The organism is Pseudomonas sp. MDT1-85, assembly GCF_054898065.1.
In genome coordinates this window covers 1605920-1622819 of sequence record NZ_CM142715.1, presented here as the reverse complement: position 1 = coordinate 1622819, position 16900 = coordinate 1605920, and the positions used below count along the sequence as shown (strand labels likewise).

Below are 16900 nucleotides of genomic sequence, written 5' to 3'. Positions count from 1 at the left end.
GCTAAACCCGCACTAGGCCCGAACGTTGGGGCAGGCTAGTCTTGGCGTTCTGATTGAGGATCTTCGATGATTGCAGGTATTTCTTCGCGCACGCCCCAGCAGGCGTTGGCTGCTTTGCTTGATCGTTATGCCCCGGCGCGTCTGTTGCTGATTGGCGCCAGCGAATTCCCCGCGCTTGAGGCATTCAAGCTCGCGCACCCAGACAGCATCGTCGCCTTTGCTGTGCCCGGGCCACTGCCCGCTGAGTTGGCGGCGCAACGTTTTGATCTGGCCCTGGTAGTTGATTGCCTCGAACACTTGCCCAAGCGCGACGGCCTGAATCTGCTCGGCGGGATACGTAACCTCAATGCCAGTCGCATTGCGGTGCTGGCCGACTTGCCGGCATGCGGTTGGCAGGAGACGGACTTTTTCTCCCTGGCGCTGCAAGCCAGCGAACGCTTCCAGCGTGACGATCAAGTGCTGACGCTGTTTACCTACGATCTGCTTGACTATAAACAGGTGCCCGACTGGCTCAACTCACGCTTCTGGGCCAATCCGGAAAACTTCGGGAAATATTGGTGGTAACGCAATGAGTACATCCATTTGCCCTTGCGGCAGCGGCACACTCCTTGATGCCTGCTGTGGCCATTACCATGCCGGCCATTCGGCCCCCAGCGCGGAAGTCTTGATGCGTTCGCGCTACAGCGCCTATGTACTGGGGCTGATTGACTATCTGGTGGCGACCACCCTGCCCGCACAACAGGCCGGCCTGGATCGCCAGTCGATCAGCGACTGGAGCGCCCAAAGCACCTGGCTGGGCCTGGAGGTGGAAAGCGCCGAGGTTTTCGGCGGTCAGCCGGAGCACGCTTTCGTCACCTTCACCGCTCGCTGGCACGACAGCAGCGGCGAGCACAGTCACCGCGAACGTTCGTCATTCGTACAGAACGCCGGCCACTGGTATTTCATCGACCCCACTGTGCCACTCAAGGCCGGACGCAACGATGCGTGCCCGTGCGCCAGCGGGCAGAAGTTCAAGAAGTGCTGCGCGAGTTATTTCGGCGCTTGAGGTGATCCCTGGAGCAGCTGCCGAAGGTTGCGTTCGGCTGTAGCAGCTGTCGAGCCTGCGAGGCTGCGTTCGGCTGCGAAGCAGTCGTCAAACCAGAACTCGCAGTGCCTCAGGCAAACCGCGTCAGCCGGATTCACGACTGCTACGCAGCCGAACGCAGCCTCGCTGGGGCTCGACAGCTGCTACAGCGAACGCAGCCTCGCAGGCTCGACAGCTGCTACAACGGGAGAAACTCGACCATGATCACCCGACGACGCACACTCTATTTGCTGACTTCGCTCCTGTTTTTGGGGCTCGGCGGCTGCGCGTCATGGTTCGACTTCGACAACGACCTGCCGGACCCGCAGGTGCATTTGGTCAAGGTCGAGGTGATCCGGGCCAATCTGCTGGAGCAGAAATTCCTGCTGCATTTTCGCGTCGACAATCCCAATGATCGCGACCTGACGGTGCGAGGCCTGGAATATCGCATTCATCTGGGCGACATACTGCTGAGCGAAGGTGAGCACGAGCACTGGTTCACGGTCGACCCCAAACGCAGCGCCTATTTTAAAGTGCCGATCCGCACCAACCTGTGGCCGAAAGTCCGGGACCTGGTGAAACTGCTGAAAAAAGGCGACCAACCGATTCCCTATCGCCTGGAAGGGGAGATGGAAACCGGTTTATTCATCGCGCATTACGTGCACCTGGAGCGCAATGGCGTGATAATCGCCGCCGATTTAATTCCGGAGTAACCGCGATGACCCAACAACCTCATGTCCATGGCCCTGACTGCAACCACGATCATGACCATCACGACCACCATGATCACGACCATGGCCATGTCCACGGCCCGAACTGCGGCCACGCCCACCAGGAACCGGTGCGCAACGCCCTGAAAGACGTCGGCCGCAACGACCCTTGCCCATGCGGCAATGGCAAGAAATTCAAGAAGTGCCACGGCGCTTGATGCTTCGGGCGGATACCGTTTCCGCCTGTTAAATCGTCATCGCGAGCAGGCTCGCTCCCACAGGCATCTTTTGTGAACACACAAAATTGTGAACGCCGCCGATCAACTAATGTGGGAGCGAGCCTGCTCGCGATGACGGCGGCACATTCACTATCAATTTGGCAGTTAGACCGCTATCGCGAGCAGGCTCGCTCCTACAGGGTTTTAGTCAGTCGTCAGAATTTTTGCTGTGCTGACCACCGTCGCATATTCCCCATGCAAATTACCCAGCGACATAGCGTGCACTTCCTCGGCTGAATGGGCGTTACCGAAAAAATCCGCCTTGTCGAAGGTAAAGCACGCATCCTGCGCAACCCAGGTTTCAAACCCCAGATTCCCGGCCGTTCGCGCCGTGGATTCCACCGAGTTGTGGGTCGCCACGCCAACGATGATCAACTGAACGATCCCCGCCTCGCGCAAACGTGCTTCCAGCCCTGTCGAACAAAAGGCATCCGGCACCTGCTTCTGAATCAGCCACTCACCCATCGATGGTTGAAAACGCTCCTGAAATTCCACCCCCGATTGCTGCGGCCAGAACACGGAGTCCTTTGAGCGGGACAGGTGCTGCACGTGAATCACCAACCGCCCGGTTCGGCGCCAATGCCCCAGCAATTGCAGGATGCGCTCTTCGGCTTGAGGATTGTTTCGACGACCCAGTTTGGGATGCAGGATGCCTTTTTGTTGATCAATGATGATCAGCGCCGCGTTTGTCTTGAGCTCCATGCTGACTTTTCTCTTGCTGGGCCATTGAATTTCCCGCACTTCAGCATCACCTCTTCCTACTGGCAAGCCATCAAACGCAAACAGGACGACCTGATGCCGACGGTCGCTGTCCGTACCTGACGATGTCTCTTGATCTGGAGTACTTCATGATCGACTTGTATTACTGGACCACCCCCAACGGCCACAAGATTTCGATATTCCTGGAAGAAGCCGGCCTGCCGTACAACGTTTACCCGATTAACATCAGCCAGAACGACCAATTCAAACCCGAGTTCCTGAAGATCTCGCCGAACAACAAAATCCCGGCCATCGTCGATCATGAGCCGGTCGATGGCGGTGAGCCGTTGGCATTGTTCGAGTCTGGGGCGATTCTGCTGTACCTTGCGGAGAAAACCGGCAAGTTCCTCCCCAAGGATCTGCGCGGGCGCCAGCAAGCATTGCAATGGCTGTTCTGGCAGATGGGTGGCCTGGGGCCGATGGCCGGGCAGAATCATCACTTCAGCCAATTCGCACCAGAGAAAATCCCTTACGCGATCAAGCGCTACATCGACGAAACCGCCCGCCTCTATGGGGTGCTCGACAAGCAACTGGCCAACAATGACTTTGTCGCCGGCAGCGAATACAGCATTGCCGACATGGCGATCTATCCGTGGATCGTTTCCCACAAGTGGCAGAACCAGAACCTGGAAGACTTCCCCAACGTACTGCGCTGGTTCAACCACATCCAGAGCCGCCCGGCGACGGTGAAGGCGTATGCCCTCGCGGCCAAGGTCAATCCGCCTAAATCCTGATAGAAGATCAAAAGATCGCAGCCTCGTTTCACTCGACAGCTCCTACAGGGAATGCAAAACCGTATAGGAGCTGTCGAGTGAAACGAGGCTGCGATCTTTTGCCTTCCACAGACAAATCCTGAAATAACCTGATACCCCGCTTGCGCGGCCACCTCCTGCTCACTAACGTAACGCCTTTACTGACGCTACCCCCCGCAGGAGCTTTGCCATGGCCTCGCCAGCCCTCACACATTTTCTTCCCCGGTTCGGCGTTGCCGCAGCAGTGGCCGGTGTTTTAAGCCTGTCCGGTTGTCAGACCTGGAACACTCAAGACACCCTCCCGCCTGCCTCCGGCGTGCAACCGCTCAAAGGCCTGGCGCAGAACGTTTCGATTCGACGCAATGCCATGGGCATGCCGTTGATCGAGAGCAACAGCTTCCACGATGCGCTGTTCACCCTCGGTTACGTGCATGCCAGCGATCGCATCAGCCAGATGGTTACTCTGCGTTTGCTCGCCCAGGGCCGTCTGGCGGAGATGTCCGGTTCGGACCTGCTCGACGCCGACCGCTACATGCGGGCGGTCAATCTGAAGAAAAGCGCGGGTGAGCTGTACAAGGCCTCTTCGCCGCGCCTCAAGCGATTCTTCGAAGTCTATGCCCGTGGGGTCAACGCCTACCTGTTCCGCTACCGCGACAAACTGCCTGCCGACCTCGCGGCCACTGGCTACAAACCGGAATACTGGAAACCGGAAGATTCGGCGCTGATTTTCTGCCTGCTGAATTTCAGTCAATCGGCGAACCTGCCGGAAGAAATTTCCTCGCTTATGCTGGCGCAGACGGTCAGCGCCGACAAACTGGCGTGGCTGACGCCTTCCGCTCCCGATGAAAAACTGCCAGTCGCAGAAGCGGAAAAACTTCAGGGCATCAAACTCAACGGGCAAATCCCGGGGTTGAGCGAAATCAGCAAATCCATCGGTCAACTGTCCGACCTGAACATGCTGGGCGCCACGTCTTCTAACAACTGGGCGATTGCCCCGCAACGCAGCCGCAGCGGCAAAAGCCTGCTGGCCAGCGACAGCCATGGGCCGCTGGGCGTACCGTCGTTGTTCAGTTACGTGCAGATTCGCGCGCCGAAATACCAGGCCTCCGGCGTGACCATTGCCGGGTTACCCATGGTGCTTGGTGGTTTCAACGGCAAAGTGGCGTGGAGCATGACCACGGTCATGGGTGACAACCAGGACCTGTTCCTGGAAAAAATCAAACGTCAGGGCAATGGCCTATCCTACGAAGTGGGCGGCAAATGGCAGCCAGTGATCGTGCGTAACGAAACCTACTTCGTCAAAGGCCAGCGGCCGATTCGCGAAGCGGTGTACGAAACCCGCCACGGGCCGTTGCTCAACAGCGCCCAAGGCACCGCGTTGGCGAATGGTTTCGGCCTGGCCTTGCAGACGCCGAACTTTACCGACGACAAAACCCTGGACGCCTTTTTCGATCTGTCCCGAGCGCAGAGCGTCGAGAAAGCCTCGGACGCCAGCCGTGAAATACGCGCCATCGCCCTGAATCTGGTGTTTGCCGATGCCAGCAACATTGGCTGGCAAGTCACCGGTCGCTACCCGAACCGTCGCGAAGGTGAAGGCTTGCTGCCGTCGCCGGGTTGGGAAGGTCGTTACGACTGGGACGGTTACGCCGACCCGATGCTCCATCCGTATGACCAGGACCCGGCTCAAGGCTGGCTCGGCACCGCCAACCAACGGGTCATTCCCCATGGCTACGGCATGCAGCTGTCCAATTCCTGGTCGGCGCCGGAGCGCGGCGAACGCATGGCCGAACTGGCGGGCGTGGGCAAACACGACACACGTAGCCTGATCGCCATGCAATACGACCAGACCACCACCTTCGCCGCCAAGCTGAAGAAGATGTTTGGAGCGCCGGGCATGGCTCAGCCACTCAAACAGGCTATCGAAGCGCTGCCGGAGGCTGATCGCGGCAAGGCGCGCGAGTCTTACACGCGCTTGATGGCTTTCGACGGCAAACTCAGCCCGACTTCCGCCGACGCGGCGATTTACGAGCTGTTCCTGCAGGAAAGCACTAAACAGATGTTCCTCGACGAGCTGGGCCCGGAAAGCACCCCGGCGTGGAAGGCCTTTATCGCCAACGGCAAATTGTCTTACGCGGCTCAGGCCGACCATCTGCTGAGCCGTGAGGACAGTCCGTTCTGGGACGACCTGCGCACCTCGCAGAAAGAAGACAAACCGGCGATTCTCGCCCGTAGCCTGGCGGCCGCAATCAGCGCGGGGGACAGCCAGTTGGGTGGCGATCACAAAGCCTGGCAGTGGGGCAAACTGCATCGCTACGAGTGGAAGAACGCCAGTGGCCAGACTGTGCGCGGTCCACTGGCAGCCGGTGGCGACCACACCACGCTCAACACCGCCGCATTCAGCTGGGGTCAGGACTTCAACACCACACTGGCGCCGGCCATGCGCTTTATCGTCGATTTCGGCCAGGCCGAACCGCTGATGGGCCAGAACGGTACCGGCCAGTCCGGCAACCCGGCCAGCCCGCACTATCTCGACAGCGTCGATCCATGGCTCAAGGGGCAATACATGAGCCTGCCGATGCAGCCGCAGAACTTTGACAAGGTGTATGGCAAGACACGGTTGACGCTGACGCCAGGCAAGTAAGTCAAAAGACAAGATCAAAAGATCGCAGCCTGCGGCAGCTCCTACAAAAGCTGCCGCAGGCTGCGATCTTTTGATTTTTACCACCCATGAAAATAAATAGAACTTCTCGTCTCGCGCAAACCTCCTAGCTAGCAGGCCACTCCATTTGGATAACAATATGGACCTTGTTATCGCTCGTGCTGAAGGTTTGTACTGCCCGCCTGGTGATTTCTATATCGACCCATGGCAGCCGGTCGAACGCTCGGTCATCACCCATGCCCACAGCGACCATGCTCGCCGTGGCAATCAACATTATCTGGCGGCGGCACCGGGTGCAGGCATTCTGCGCGCGCGTCTGGGCCAGGACATCAACCTGCAAACCTTGCCCTATGGCGAGCCATTGCTGCACTGCGGCGTAAAACTGAGTTTTCACCCCGCGGGCCACGTGCTCGGCTCGGCCCAAGTGCGTCTGGAATATGGCGGGGAAGTCTGGGTCGCCTCGGGGGATTACAAGACCGAACCCGACGGCACCTGTGCGCCATTCGAACCGGTGCGTTGCCACACGTTCATCACGGAATCGACGTTCGGTCTGCCGATTTACCGCTGGCAACCCCAGACGCAGATCTTTGCCGAGATCAATCAGTGGTGGCGAGCCAATGCTGCAGCCGACAAGGCCAGCGTGCTGTTCTGTTATTCCTTCGGCAAGACTCAGCGGATTCTCCACGGCATCGATGCCAGCCTCGGCCCCATTCTGGTACATGGCGCGGTTGAACCCATCAATCGGATTTATCGCGAGAGCGGCATTTATTTACCGCCAACGGTCTATGCCGGCGAAGTAAAAAAACATGACCCGATGATGCGCAAAGCCTTGGTCATCGCGCCGCCTTCGGCGGGTGCCAGCCCTTGGGTACGGCGTTTCGGTGACTACAGCGATGGCTTCGCCAGCGGTTGGATGCGCTTGCGCGGGACACGGCGGCGGCGCGGCGTGGACCGCGGTTTCGTGCTGTCCGATCACGCCGACTGGCCCGGCCTGCTTTGGGCCATCGAACAGACCGGAGCCGAACGCGTGATCGTCACCCACGGTTCGATCGGGGTGCTGGTGCGCCATCTACGCGAACTAGGCCTCGATGCCATGAGTTTCAGCACCGAATACGGCGATGATGAAGACACCACTCTCCTCGAACCCGAGAGCGCCGAGGTGCTGGCATGAAAGCCTTCGCCGACTTGTATGCCGAACTCGATGCCACCACCTCAAGCAACGCCAAACTGGCGGCGATGCAGAGCTATTTCGCCCAGGCCGCGCCCGAAGATGCCGCCTGGGCCGTGTACTTTCTGTCCGGTGGACGACCTCGGCAATTGGTGCCGGTACGAATGCTGCGGGAAATGGCAACAGCGTTTTCCGGGCTCTCACCCTGGTTGTTCGAGGAAAGTTATCAGGCCGTCGGGGATCTGGCGGAAACCATCTCGCTGGTGCTGCCCGAAACGCACCACACATCCACCGATGGGCTGGCAGTGTGGATTGAAGACAAACTGCTGCCGCTGCGTAATGCGCCCCCGCAGACCCTCGCCGAATGCTTGCCCGCCTTGTGGGCGCAACTGGATCGGCAAAGCCTGATGCTCTGCATCAAATTGATCACCGGCAGTTTCCGTGTCGGGGTCTCCAAATTGCTGGTTACCCGCGCGCTGGCGGCGATGGCCGGGCTCGACAGTAAACGCGTGGCCCAGCGGCTGGTGGGTTACACCGATCTGTCTAACCGCCCAAGCGCAGCCAGTTACCTGAAGCTGATCGCCCCCGAATCACCCAATGAGCATGCCCAACGGGGTGGCCAGCCGTACCCGTTTTTCCTCGCCCATGCGTTATCACACCCGGTTGAACAGTTCGAAGTGTTGCTCGGACCGGCCAGCCAGTGGCAAGTGGAATGGAAGTGGGACGGCATCCGCGCTCAAGTGGTCAAGCGCGATGGGCGCTTGTGGATCTGGTCACGAGGTGAAGAACTGGTGACCGAACGCTTCCCCGAACTGGAGAGCCTGGTTCATGGCTTACCCGATGGCACGGTGATCGACGGTGAAATCGTCGCCTGGAAAGCCGCACAACCGGGTACCGAGGACGCCTTCGACGCGCAATCGCCATCGCCACCCGCCGTGCAACCCTTCGCCCTGTTGCAACAGCGGATCGGCCGTAGAGCGCTGAGCAAGAAAATCCTCGATGAGGTACCCGTGGTCATCCAGGCCTATGACCTGCTGGAATGGCAGGGTGAGGATTGGCGCAATCAGACTCAAGCCACGCGCCGAACTCAGCTGGAGCAACTCATCAATACCTGCGCAAACCCGGTGTTACTGAGCTCGCCCGTGCTGACCGGTGAAGACTGGTTCGACCTCGCCCGCCAACGAGAAGCCTCCCGCAGGCTGGGCGTCGAAGGCCTGATGCTCAAGGCCCGCGATGCGCTGTATGGCGTCGGGCGGACCAAGGACATGGGTGTGTGGTGGAAATGGAAAGTCGACCCGTTCAGCGTCGATGCGGTGCTGATCTACGCCCAGCAGGGCCATGGCCGCCGGGCCAGTCTATACACCGATTACACCTTCGCCGTGTGGGACGGCCCACCCTCTGCCCGCGAGCGAACGCTGGTGCCTTTCGCCAAGGCCTACTCCGGATTGACTGACGAAGAAATGCGGCAGGTCGACAGCATCGTGCGCAAGACCACGGTGGAAAAGTTCGGACCGGTGAGTAGTGTGAAGCCGACGTTGGTGTTTGAACTGGGGTTCGAGGGCATTGCCCTGTCGAAACGGCACAAGAGCGGGATTGCGGTGCGGTTTCCGAGGATGTTGCGTTGGCGGCAGGACAAGTCGGTGGAGGACGCTGACAGTTTGGCGACATTACAGGATTTGCTCGCCTGACCTGATTTCTGTCGGCTGATCTTTGTAGAAGCTGGCAAAGCCTGCTCTGTAGGAGCGAGGCTTGCCCGCGAAGGCGCCCTCAAGTACGCCAAAAGCTTCGCGGGCAAGCCTCGCTCCTACAGCACCACCCTGGCGCAGGAATTTGGCGATGCCCATTTTCGTGCACAAATCCCACTTTGCCACTTCTTGTATTACCTTTTAAACGCTTGTTCGGGACTCTGGTTCGGAAATTGCTACTTTGAATGAGTCTTACGCTTTCCAGTAACAGTACTTCTGCGCCACAAGCGCTCATATTGGTTCTTAGGGATTGAATAATGAAAAAAGCATTGCTGACCCTTTCTGCACTGGCGTTGTGCATGGCTGCCGGCTCCGCGCTGGCCAAGGAATACAAAGAATTGCGTTTTGGCGTTGACCCTTCTTACGCGCCGTTCGAGTCCAAAGCAGCCGACGGCAGCCTGGTAGGCTTCGACATCGACCTGGGCAATGCGATCTGCGCCGAGCTGAAGGTCAAGTGCAAATGGGTCGAAAGCGATTTCGACGGCATGATTCCCGGCTTGAAAGCCAATAAATTCGACGGTGTGATCTCCTCGATGACCGTCACCCCAGCCCGCGAAAAAGTCATCGACTTCTCCGACGAACTGTTCTCTGGCCCAACCGCTTATGTATTCAAGAAAGGTTCCGGACTGACCGAAGACCCTGCTTCGCTGAAGGGTAAAACCGTCGGCTACGAGCAAGGTACTATCCAGGAAGCCTACGCCAAGGCCGTGCTGGACAAGGCGGGCGTGAAAACCCAGGCCTATCAGAACCAGGATCAGGTGTATTCGGACCTGATGTCCGGTCGCCTCGACGCAGCAATCCAGGACATGCTGCAAGCCGAACTGGGCTTCTTGAAGTCACCAAAAGGCGAAGGCTACGAAGTGAGCAAGCCGGTCGACAGCGAATTGCTGCCGTCGAAAACAGCTATCGGTATCTCTAAAGGTAACAAAGACCTCAAAGACCTATTGAATAAAGGTATCAAAGCGTTACACGACGATGGCACCTACGCCACCATTCAGAAGAAACACTTTGGCGATCTGAATCTGTACAGCGGCAAATAATGCCCGGCGCCCATCTCGCGATGGGCGCTTTTTTTACCCGATCAGGTTGCTGATTTATGTTCGAAAACCTATTACAAAACCTGGGGCTTTCTGCCTTCAGCCTCAAGGGCTTCGGTCCGTTGCTGATGGAAGGCACCTGGATGACCATCAAGTTATCGGTGTTGTCACTTTTGTTGGCCGTATTGCTCGGTCTGCTCGGTGCCAGTGCCAAGCTGTCAAAAGTCAAACTGGTGCGCGTACCGGCTCAGCTCTACACCACGCTGATTCGCGGGGTGCCGGACCTGGTACTGATGTTGCTGATCTTCTACAGCCTGCAAACCTGGCTGACCTCGTTTACCGATTTCATGGAATGGGAATACATCGAGATCAACCCGTTCAGCGCCGGGGTCATCACCCTGGGCTTCATTTATGGCGCGTACTTCACCGAAACGTTCCGCGGAGCGATCCTCGCCGTACCGCGGGGGCAGGTCGAAGCCGCCACTGCCTATGGCCTCAAACGCGGTCAGCGTTTTCGTATCGTAGTATTCCCGCAAATGATGCGCTTCGCCCTGCCGGGCATCGGCAACAACTGGATGGTGATGCTCAAGGCCACCGCGCTGGTCTCGATCATCGGCCTCGCCGATCTGGTCAAGGCCGCGCAGGACGCCGGTAAAAGCACCTATCAACTATTCTACTTCCTGGTGCTGGCAGCCCTGATTTACCTGCTGATCACCAGTGCTTCCAATTTTGTCCTGCGCTGGCTCGAACGTCGCTACGCCGCCGGTTCCCGGGAGGCCGTACGATGATCGAACTCTTGCAGGAATACTGGAGACCCTTCCTTTATACCGACGGCTACAACATCACTGGCCTGGCCATGACCCTGTGGCTGCTCAGCGCGTCGATCTTCATCGGTTTTGTGGTGTCGATCCCGCTGTCCATCGCCAGGGTTTCGCCCAAGATCTACGTCCGCTGGCCGGTGCAGTTTTACACCTACCTGTTCCGGGGCACGCCGCTGTATATCCAGCTGCTGATCTGCTACACCGGCATCTACAGCCTGGCTGCCGTGCGTGCCCAGCCAGTCCTCGATGCGTTCTTTCGCGATGCGATGAACTGCACGATCCTGGCCTTCGCCCTGAACACCTGCGCCTACACCACGGAGATCTTCGCCGGGGCGATTCGCAGCATGGCGCACGGTGAGGTCGAAGCGGCCAAGGCCTACGGTCTGACAGGCTGGAAGCTCTATGCCTACGTGATCATGCCGTCAGCCCTGCGTCGCTCGTTGCCTTATTACAGCAACGAAGTGATTCTGATGCTTCACTCGACCACCGTGGCGTTCACCGCGACTATCCCGGATGTCTTGAAAGTCGCTCGCGATGCGAACTCTGCGACCTTCCTGACATTCCAGTCGTTCGGCATCGCCGCGCTGATCTACCTGACCGTTACCTTTGCGCTGGTCGGCCTGTTCCGTCTCGCCGAGCGCCGATGGCTGGCCTTCCTCGGGCCGACTCACTAGGACAACTCGTACATGCGCCACCAGATTCATGACCTGCTGGCCCCGCTGCCGGGGACCGTGCGACAGATTCACAGCTTCCACTTCGGCCCACCGTCGGCCAAAGGCAAGATTTACATCCAGGCCTCCCTGCATGCCGATGAATTGCCCGGCATGTTGGTGGCCTGGCACCTCAAGCGACGTCTGGCGGAGCTGGAAGCATCCGGTCGGCTGCGCAGCGAAATCGTGCTGGTGCCCGTGGCCAACCCGGTCGGCCTGGAACAGGTGTTGATGGACGTTCCACTGGGCCGCTACGAGCTGGAAAGCGGGCAGAACTTCAATCGCTGGTTCGTCGATTTGAGTGAAGAAGTCGGCAACGAGATCGAAGGCCTGCTTGGCGACGATCCGCAACGCAACCTCGAACTGATCCGCGACAGCCTGCGCAAGGCGTTGGCGCGGCAAACCGCAGGCACTCAACTGCAATCCCAACGCCTGACTCTGCAACGGCTGGCCTGCGATGCCGACATGGTGCTGGACCTGCATTGCGATTTCGAAGCCGTGGCGCACCTTTACACCACGCCCGAGGCCTGGCCGCAGGTCGAGCCGCTGGCGCGCTACATCGGTTCCGAAGCCAGCCTGCTGGCTACCGATTCGGGTGGTCAGTCGTTCGATGAATGCTTCACCCTGCTCTGGTGGCAGCTGAAAGAGCGCTTCGGCGAGCAGTTCGAGATTCCGCTGGGGAGTTTTTCAGTCACCGTCGAATTGCGCGGCCAGGGTGACGTCAATCACCCGCTGGCAAGCCTCGACTGCCAGGCGCTGATCGATTATCTGATTCACTTCGGCGCGATTGCCGGTGAGCCGGCGCCATTACCCGAGCTGTCCTACCCGGCCACACCGCTGGCCGGTGTCGAACCGGTGGCGACACCCGTGGGCGGGCTGCTGGTGTTCACTGCCCTGCCCGGAGAATACCTGGAGGCCGGGCAACTGATCGCCGAAGTGATCGACCCGATCAATGATCGCATCACCCCTGTTCATTGCACCGCCGCCGGGCTGATGTACGCCCGTTCGCTACGGCGCATGGCTACTGCCGGCATGGTGATCGCCCACGTCGCGGGCACCGAAGCCTATCGCAGCGGCTACCTACTTTCGCCTTGAGGATGCATGCCCCATGTACAAACTGACCATTGAAGGCCTGCATAAAAGCTATGGCGATCATCAGGTGCTCAAAGGCGTTTCGCTCAAGGCCAAAACCGGCGACGTCATCAGCCTGATCGGCGCCAGCGGCTCGGGCAAAAGCACCTTTTTGCGCTGCATCAACTTTCTCGAACAACCCAACGACGGCGCTATGACCATGGACGGTCAGACGATCCGGATGATCCACGACCGTCATGGAATGCGCGTCGCCGATGACGATGAACTGCAGCGGATCCGCACCCGCCTGGCCATGGTGTTCCAGCACTTCAACCTGTGGAGCCACATGACGGTGCTGGAAAACATCACCATGGCCCCGCGCCGGGTACTGGGTTGCAGCAAGCAAGAAGCCGAAGACCGTGCCCGGCGTTACCTCGACAAGGTTGGCCTGGCGGCACGCGTGGCGGATCAATACCCGGCGTTCCTTTCGGGCGGCCAGCAACAACGGGTAGCCATTGCTCGCGCACTGGCCATGGAACCGGAAGTCATGCTGTTCGATGAGCCCACCTCGGCGCTCGACCCGGAACTGGTCGGCGAAGTGCTCAAGGTGATCCAGGGCCTGGCCGAAGAAGGCCGAACCATGATCATGGTCACCCACGAAATGAGCTTCGCCCGCAAGGTATCGAGCCAGGTGCTGTTCCTGCACCAGGGTTTGGTGGAAGAAGAAGGTGCGCCGGAGGATGTGCTGGGTAATCCGAAGAGTGAGCGGTTGAAGCAGTTCCTCAGCGGCAACCTCAAGTAACCCACCGTCCTGTAGGAGCGAGGCTTGCCCGCGAAGACGTCGGCACATCCGGCATCGATGTCACTGACAGACCGCTTTCGCGGGCGATCTTTGTCATAGACGAACGAAATATGGCCAGTCAGCTGAAATCTTTTACAGATATCAGCTGACTGGCCATTCATTTCGACAGCAGGTCAGGCGACTGGCGCGGGTGGTGGTTCGTCCGGAAGAGTCGGTTCGCCGGGCTCTGTCGGCTGTTCGTTGGGGGTGTCGGGATCAGGCTGGCCGGGGATGCCCCCTGCCATGCTGACTGTCGGATGTGCCAACAAGGACCAGGCCAGCACGCCAACCTGATTGGGCTCAAGCCTTGCCAGTTCGGCACTTATTCGCGGATCGATCTTCATGAAGCACTCCTGAGCGATGGCCCGATCCGCCTTGCGCGAATCGGAGCAGTACATTCCATAGAGTGTACGCCCGCTCAGGAATTCCAACGGTTTGTCAGACGGCTGACTCAGGTACGCGGCAGGGTCACGCCACGCTGGCCCTGGTACTTGCCGCCACGGTCCTTGTAGGAGACTTCGCACTCTTCGTCCGACTCAAGGAACAACATCTGCGCCACGCCTTCGTTCGCGTAGATTTTCGCCGGCAGATTGGTGGTGTTGGAGAACTCCAGGGTCACGTGACCTTCCCACTCAGGCTCGAGCGGCGTGACGTTGACGATGATGCCGCAACGCGCGTAGGTGCTTTTACCCAGGCAAATGGTCAATACGTTACGCGGGATGCGGAAGTATTCGACGGTGCTGGCCAGAGCGAAGGAGTTCGGCGGAATGATGCACACGTCGCTGTGGATGTCGACGAAGCTGCCAGCATCGAAGTTTTTCGGGTCGACGATCGCCGAATTGATGTTGGTAAACACCTTGAAGTGATTGGTGCAACGCACATCGTAGCCGTAGCTGGACACGCCGTAGGAGATCACACGGCTATCGTCGCTGCCGCGCACCTGGCGCTCGACGAAAGGCTCGATCATGCCGTGTTCCTGCGCCATGCGGCGAATCCACTTGTCCGATTTGATGCTCATGGCGGGTGTCCTGAATAGCGAGGTGGAAAAATTCTGTCCGGCATCTTACCGGGCAGGCGCTCCGGGTTCAAAGTCCGGAAAACAATTCTCGCCGATCGCCCGTGAATCCCGGGCCTTCACCGCCATTCGATGCACCGTCAGTCATGAAAACAGAGAAACCTTCGCAAGAACCATTGGCACGTTCCGGAAAAAGGGTTAAGGTGGCGCCACTGTGCTGCTTGTGTCACTGAGAATCTCTACACGATATGTTGAATTTCGATCCAACCATCTACAAGAATTTTTCCTGCTCTTTGCACTCAGTCTCGGCCAGGGTTCTTCCTGCGTCGCAGTTATCTTTGTTCAAGGAGTTACACCATGTCTAATCGCCAAACCGGTACCGTTAAGTGGTTCAACGATGAAAAAGGCTTCGGCTTCATCACTCCACAATCCGGTGACGACCTGTTCGTTCACTTCAAAGCTATCCAATCCGACGGCTTCAAAAGCCTGAAAGAAGGCCAACAGGTTTCTTTCATCGCTACCCGCGGTCAGAAAGGCATGCAAGCTGAAGAAGTTCAAGTTATCTAACTTGTAACTGCTTTAGTAAAAAGCCCCGCCCTTAAAAGCGGGGCTTTTTTGTGCCTGTGTGTTTTGTGCGGCAAAAAAAAAGATCGCAGCCTTCGGCAGCTCCTACACAGGATTGAGGTACACCCTGTAGGAGCTGCCGAAGGCTGCGATCTTTTGATCTTTGCGCGGTTTACCAGGTCACGCCAAACCCTGCGGTGTATCGGGTCTTGCTCAGGTCAGCCTCATCGCTACCGCTGATGACGTCTTTCTCGGCCTTCAGGTTCAGCGACGCCCAATCGGTGACTTTGTAGCGCAGGCCTACCTCGGCATCGAGGGCGTAATCCGCCACGCCCGACAGCGGCTTCCCGACTTCGCCATTGGTGAAGAACTCGACCTTCTTGCCGATCAGGTAGCGGTTGTAGTCCCACTTCATCGCCAGGGAGTAGAAGTTTTCTTTGTTGCCGTTGGAATACTCATAGTCCGTGTTGTTCAGGAGCGAGCCCAGGGAGAAGGCGCCCAGTTCGTTATCCCAGAATTGATAACCGGGGCCGGTACCGATGGTGCGCTGACGGGCGAGCTCTTCGACCTTATCGCGCTTGTAGTTCAAACGACCTTGCCAGAACCATTTCTCGGTAAGAAAACGGTCGAGGGCATACTCCCCCCGCCAATTATCCGTGGTGACCACGTCATCCTGGAACTCGCGGTTGTACTCACCTTCCGCCGTATGACGCCACCGACCATGACGCGCGGTGGTTTTGAAACCAACGTCATAATCATCAGTATCTTTTTCGGCCCGCTGATAATCCAGCGCCATGTCGACATTACCTTTCCACACCAAATCCTCAACCACCGGTTTGGGTTTGAGCATCTGCTGGATACTGGCCAGCTCCACGGTTTTGGGACCATCGCCGTTGGCCAAGGTGACCTTGCCATCCTCTGCCGCGTGCAGCGATTTGGCCTTTTCACCGGTGTAGGCATCCTGTTTGACCAGCAGTTGCTGATCACTTTCCAGGGTTTTGACCTGTTTCCAGTCGATCGGGATCGCGCCAGCGTACTCGGTCTGAATCAGCAGTTTGCCGCCATCGAAGACGGTGATTTTGCCGCTCAACTTGTCACCGTTCTTCAACCAGACGGTATCGGCGAGCAAAGGAGTGGAAGCACTGACAATAGCGACGCACAGCAGGGTTCTGGACAACATAAGCGAATCGAAGGCTCAACATTGCGAAAAAAAGTCGGCATTATCCTTATGAATAAGGCCCTGACAAGGACTGACCGGACTTTTTCTATTGAGTTCATTTCTCAATGGGCGATCCTGGATTTACTCTACAGACGGTCAATTGCGCATTCTTTCAGGAAACCCGGGACGTGACCGACTCAAACGCACAAACCGAAAGCGCGGCGCAAATCCGACGCACGGCACTCTACCTGACCCTGGCGCAAGTGCCCGAGGGCAAAGTCGTGAGTTATGGCCAGCTCGCCGAGCTGGCCGGACTGGGTCGTGCTGCCCGCTGGGTCGGGCGAACACTGAGCCAATTGCCCGGCGACACCAAATTGCCCTGGCACCGCGTGCTGGGTGCCGGCGGTCGGATCAGCCTGCCCGTGGGCAGCCCTTCAGGGGATGAACAACGGGCCCGATTGCGCATGGAAGGCATCAGTATCCTGAACAATCGTGTTGATATTCAGCGCCATGGGTGGCGCCCGGTAGAGCACAGCGGTTAGAGTGCG

The 16900-nt window shown here is 58.4% G+C and carries 20 protein-coding genes; 15 read left to right on the top strand and 5 right to left on the bottom strand.

All coding sequences use genetic code 11. From position 1 onward, the window contains the following. Window positions 1-66: 66 nt before the first annotated feature. The 4 genes from ACYZT2_RS07260 (at window position 67) to ACYZT2_RS07245 (ending at window position 1991) form a co-directional block, all read left to right on the top strand. The gene (locus ACYZT2_RS07260; RefSeq protein WP_461971265.1) at window positions 67-564 is read left to right on the top strand and encodes a DUF6231 family protein; all 498 of its coding nucleotides are present in this window, start codon (window positions 67-69) and stop codon (window positions 562-564) included. 4 nt (window positions 565-568) lie between these two features. Beyond that, window positions 569-1045 (top strand): YchJ family protein, encoded by a 477-nt coding sequence (locus tag ACYZT2_RS07255; protein ID WP_461971264.1) that lies wholly within the window; start codon window positions 569-571, stop codon window positions 1043-1045. A gap of 239 nt (window positions 1046-1284) precedes the next feature. Then, window positions 1285-1776, top strand: a complete 492-nt coding sequence (locus ACYZT2_RS07250; RefSeq protein ID WP_461971263.1) for an LEA/WHy family protein — start codon at window positions 1285-1287, stop codon at window positions 1774-1776. A gap of 5 nt (window positions 1777-1781) precedes the next feature. Further along, window positions 1782-1991 (top strand): SEC-C metal-binding domain-containing protein, encoded by a 210-nt coding sequence (locus ACYZT2_RS07245; RefSeq protein WP_007906737.1) that lies wholly within the window; start codon window positions 1782-1784, stop codon window positions 1989-1991. A 204-nt stretch (window positions 1992-2195) separates the two neighbouring features. Here the strand turns inward: ACYZT2_RS07245 and ACYZT2_RS07240 are convergent, their stop codons facing one another. Then, complete coding sequence (locus tag ACYZT2_RS07240) at window positions 2196-2753, bottom strand: cysteine hydrolase family protein (protein ID WP_461971262.1); 558 nt, start codon at window positions 2751-2753, stop codon at window positions 2196-2198. Between the two features lie 146 nt (window positions 2754-2899). Here ACYZT2_RS07240 and ACYZT2_RS07235 point away from each other — a divergent pair, with 146 nt between their 5' ends. The 4 genes from ACYZT2_RS07235 to ACYZT2_RS07220 all read left to right on the top strand — a co-directional run bounded on the left by ACYZT2_RS07235 (window position 2900) and on the right by ACYZT2_RS07220 (window position 9077). Then, window positions 2900-3544, top strand: a complete 645-nt coding sequence (locus tag ACYZT2_RS07235; protein WP_461971261.1) for a glutathione binding-like protein — start codon at window positions 2900-2902, stop codon at window positions 3542-3544. A gap of 208 nt (window positions 3545-3752) precedes the next feature. Then, window positions 3753-6203, top strand: a complete 2451-nt coding sequence (locus tag ACYZT2_RS07230) for a penicillin acylase family protein (protein ID WP_461971260.1) — start codon at window positions 3753-3755, stop codon at window positions 6201-6203. A gap of 157 nt (window positions 6204-6360) precedes the next feature. After that, window positions 6361-7392, top strand: a complete 1032-nt coding sequence (locus ACYZT2_RS07225) for a ligase-associated DNA damage response exonuclease (protein ID WP_461971259.1) — start codon at window positions 6361-6363, stop codon at window positions 7390-7392. Beyond that, entirely contained in the window at window positions 7389-9077 is a 1689-nt protein-coding gene (locus ACYZT2_RS07220) for an ATP-dependent DNA ligase (RefSeq protein WP_461971258.1), read from the top strand. The genes ACYZT2_RS07225 and ACYZT2_RS07220 overlap by 4 nt, the downstream gene beginning before the upstream one ends. Here ACYZT2_RS07220 and ACYZT2_RS07215 read toward each other — a convergent pair. Further along, window positions 9057-9233: a hypothetical protein gene (locus tag ACYZT2_RS07215; protein ID WP_461971257.1), complete on the bottom strand. Its 177-nt coding sequence runs from the start codon at window positions 9231-9233 to the stop codon at window positions 9057-9059. The genes ACYZT2_RS07220 and ACYZT2_RS07215 overlap by 21 nt on opposite strands. A gap of 158 nt (window positions 9234-9391) precedes the next feature. Between ACYZT2_RS07215 and ACYZT2_RS07210 the strand changes: the two genes are divergently transcribed. Genes ACYZT2_RS07210 through ACYZT2_RS07190 form a run of 5 tightly spaced genes read left to right on the top strand, consistent with a single transcriptional unit; the run spans window position 9392 to window position 13575 of the window. Next, window positions 9392-10174, top strand: coding sequence for a transporter substrate-binding domain-containing protein (locus ACYZT2_RS07210; protein ID WP_461971256.1), 783 nt, complete (start codon window positions 9392-9394; stop codon window positions 10172-10174). Between the two features lie 56 nt (window positions 10175-10230). Beyond that, window positions 10231-10959 (top strand): ABC transporter permease, encoded by a 729-nt coding sequence (locus ACYZT2_RS07205; RefSeq protein WP_461971255.1) that lies wholly within the window; start codon window positions 10231-10233, stop codon window positions 10957-10959. Then, window positions 10956-11666, top strand: a complete 711-nt coding sequence (locus ACYZT2_RS07200; RefSeq protein ID WP_461971254.1) for an ABC transporter permease — start codon at window positions 10956-10958, stop codon at window positions 11664-11666. The genes ACYZT2_RS07205 and ACYZT2_RS07200 overlap by 4 nt, the downstream gene beginning before the upstream one ends. 12 nt (window positions 11667-11678) lie before the next feature. Further along, window positions 11679-12797, top strand: coding sequence for a succinylglutamate desuccinylase/aspartoacylase family protein (locus ACYZT2_RS07195; RefSeq protein ID WP_461971253.1), 1119 nt, complete (start codon window positions 11679-11681; stop codon window positions 12795-12797). A gap of 13 nt (window positions 12798-12810) precedes the next feature. Next, window positions 12811-13575, top strand: coding sequence for an ABC transporter ATP-binding protein (locus tag ACYZT2_RS07190; RefSeq protein ID WP_461971252.1), 765 nt, complete (start codon window positions 12811-12813; stop codon window positions 13573-13575). A gap of 173 nt (window positions 13576-13748) precedes the next feature. Here ACYZT2_RS07190 and ACYZT2_RS07185 read toward each other — a convergent pair whose 3' ends face one another. Next, window positions 13749-13958, bottom strand: coding sequence for a hypothetical protein (locus ACYZT2_RS07185; RefSeq protein ID WP_461971251.1), 210 nt, complete (start codon window positions 13956-13958; stop codon window positions 13749-13751). A 107-nt stretch (window positions 13959-14065) separates the two neighbouring features. Continuing rightward, window positions 14066-14632 carry a dCTP deaminase gene (dcd, locus tag ACYZT2_RS07180; RefSeq protein WP_007904652.1) on the bottom strand — a complete coding sequence of 189 codons (567 nt, stop codon included), beginning with the start codon at window positions 14630-14632 and terminating at the stop codon, window positions 14066-14068. Window positions 14633-14986: 354 nt separating this feature from the next. Between dcd and ACYZT2_RS07175 the strand changes: the two genes are divergently transcribed. After that, window positions 14987-15196: a cold-shock protein gene (locus ACYZT2_RS07175; RefSeq protein ID WP_002554837.1), complete on the top strand. Its 210-nt coding sequence runs from the start codon at window positions 14987-14989 to the stop codon at window positions 15194-15196. A gap of 169 nt (window positions 15197-15365) precedes the next feature. Here the strand turns inward: ACYZT2_RS07175 and ACYZT2_RS07170 are convergent, their stop codons facing one another. Then, on the bottom strand, window positions 15366-16373 hold the full coding sequence (locus tag ACYZT2_RS07170) for a DUF481 domain-containing protein (RefSeq protein ID WP_461971250.1): 1008 nt from the start codon (window positions 16371-16373) through the stop codon (window positions 15366-15368). Between the two features lie 104 nt (window positions 16374-16477). On the opposite strand from ACYZT2_RS07170, the gene ACYZT2_RS07165 reads away from it, so the two are divergent. After that, on the top strand, window positions 16478-16894 hold the full coding sequence (locus tag ACYZT2_RS07165; protein ID WP_461971249.1) for an MGMT family protein: 417 nt from the start codon (window positions 16478-16480) through the stop codon (window positions 16892-16894). Window positions 16895-16900: the final 6 nt, after the last annotated feature.

Bases quoted from the DNA above. Each gene is read 5' to 3' on its own strand.
- ACYZT2_RS07260 (WP_461971265.1), top strand. From the start codon at position 67: ATGATTGCAGGTATTTCTTCGCGCACGCCCCAGCAGGCGTTGGCTGCT.
- ACYZT2_RS07255 (WP_461971264.1), top strand. From the start codon at position 569: ATGAGTACATCCATTTGCCCTTGCGGCAGCGGCACACTCCTTGATGCC.
- ACYZT2_RS07250 (WP_461971263.1), top strand. From the start codon at position 1,285: ATGATCACCCGACGACGCACACTCTATTTGCTGACTTCGCTCCTGTTT.
- ACYZT2_RS07245 (WP_007906737.1), top strand. From the start codon at position 1,782: ATGACCCAACAACCTCATGTCCATGGCCCTGACTGCAACCACGATCAT.
- ACYZT2_RS07240 (WP_461971262.1), bottom strand. From the start codon at position 2,753: ATGGAGCTCAAGACAAACGCGGCGCTGATCATCATTGATCAACAAAAA.
- ACYZT2_RS07235 (WP_461971261.1), top strand. From the start codon at position 2,900: ATGATCGACTTGTATTACTGGACCACCCCCAACGGCCACAAGATTTCG.
- ACYZT2_RS07230 (WP_461971260.1), top strand. From the start codon at position 3,753: ATGGCCTCGCCAGCCCTCACACATTTTCTTCCCCGGTTCGGCGTTGCC.
- ACYZT2_RS07225 (WP_461971259.1), top strand. From the start codon at position 6,361: ATGGACCTTGTTATCGCTCGTGCTGAAGGTTTGTACTGCCCGCCTGGT.
- ACYZT2_RS07220 (WP_461971258.1), top strand. From the start codon at position 7,389: ATGAAAGCCTTCGCCGACTTGTATGCCGAACTCGATGCCACCACCTCA.
- ACYZT2_RS07215 (WP_461971257.1), bottom strand. From the start codon at position 9,233: ATGGGCATCGCCAAATTCCTGCGCCAGGGTGGTGCTGTAGGAGCGAGG.
- ACYZT2_RS07210 (WP_461971256.1), top strand. From the start codon at position 9,392: ATGAAAAAAGCATTGCTGACCCTTTCTGCACTGGCGTTGTGCATGGCT.
- ACYZT2_RS07205 (WP_461971255.1), top strand. From the start codon at position 10,231: ATGTTCGAAAACCTATTACAAAACCTGGGGCTTTCTGCCTTCAGCCTC.
- ACYZT2_RS07200 (WP_461971254.1), top strand. From the start codon at position 10,956: ATGATCGAACTCTTGCAGGAATACTGGAGACCCTTCCTTTATACCGAC.
- ACYZT2_RS07195 (WP_461971253.1), top strand. From the start codon at position 11,679: ATGCGCCACCAGATTCATGACCTGCTGGCCCCGCTGCCGGGGACCGTG.
- ACYZT2_RS07190 (WP_461971252.1), top strand. From the start codon at position 12,811: ATGTACAAACTGACCATTGAAGGCCTGCATAAAAGCTATGGCGATCAT.
- ACYZT2_RS07185 (WP_461971251.1), bottom strand. From the start codon at position 13,958: ATGAAGATCGATCCGCGAATAAGTGCCGAACTGGCAAGGCTTGAGCCC.
- dcd (WP_007904652.1), bottom strand. From the start codon at position 14,632: ATGAGCATCAAATCGGACAAGTGGATTCGCCGCATGGCGCAGGAACAC.
- ACYZT2_RS07175 (WP_002554837.1), top strand. From the start codon at position 14,987: ATGTCTAATCGCCAAACCGGTACCGTTAAGTGGTTCAACGATGAAAAA.
- ACYZT2_RS07170 (WP_461971250.1), bottom strand. From the start codon at position 16,373: ATGTTGTCCAGAACCCTGCTGTGCGTCGCTATTGTCAGTGCTTCCACT.
- ACYZT2_RS07165 (WP_461971249.1), top strand. From the start codon at position 16,478: ATGGGCGATCCTGGATTTACTCTACAGACGGTCAATTGCGCATTCTTT.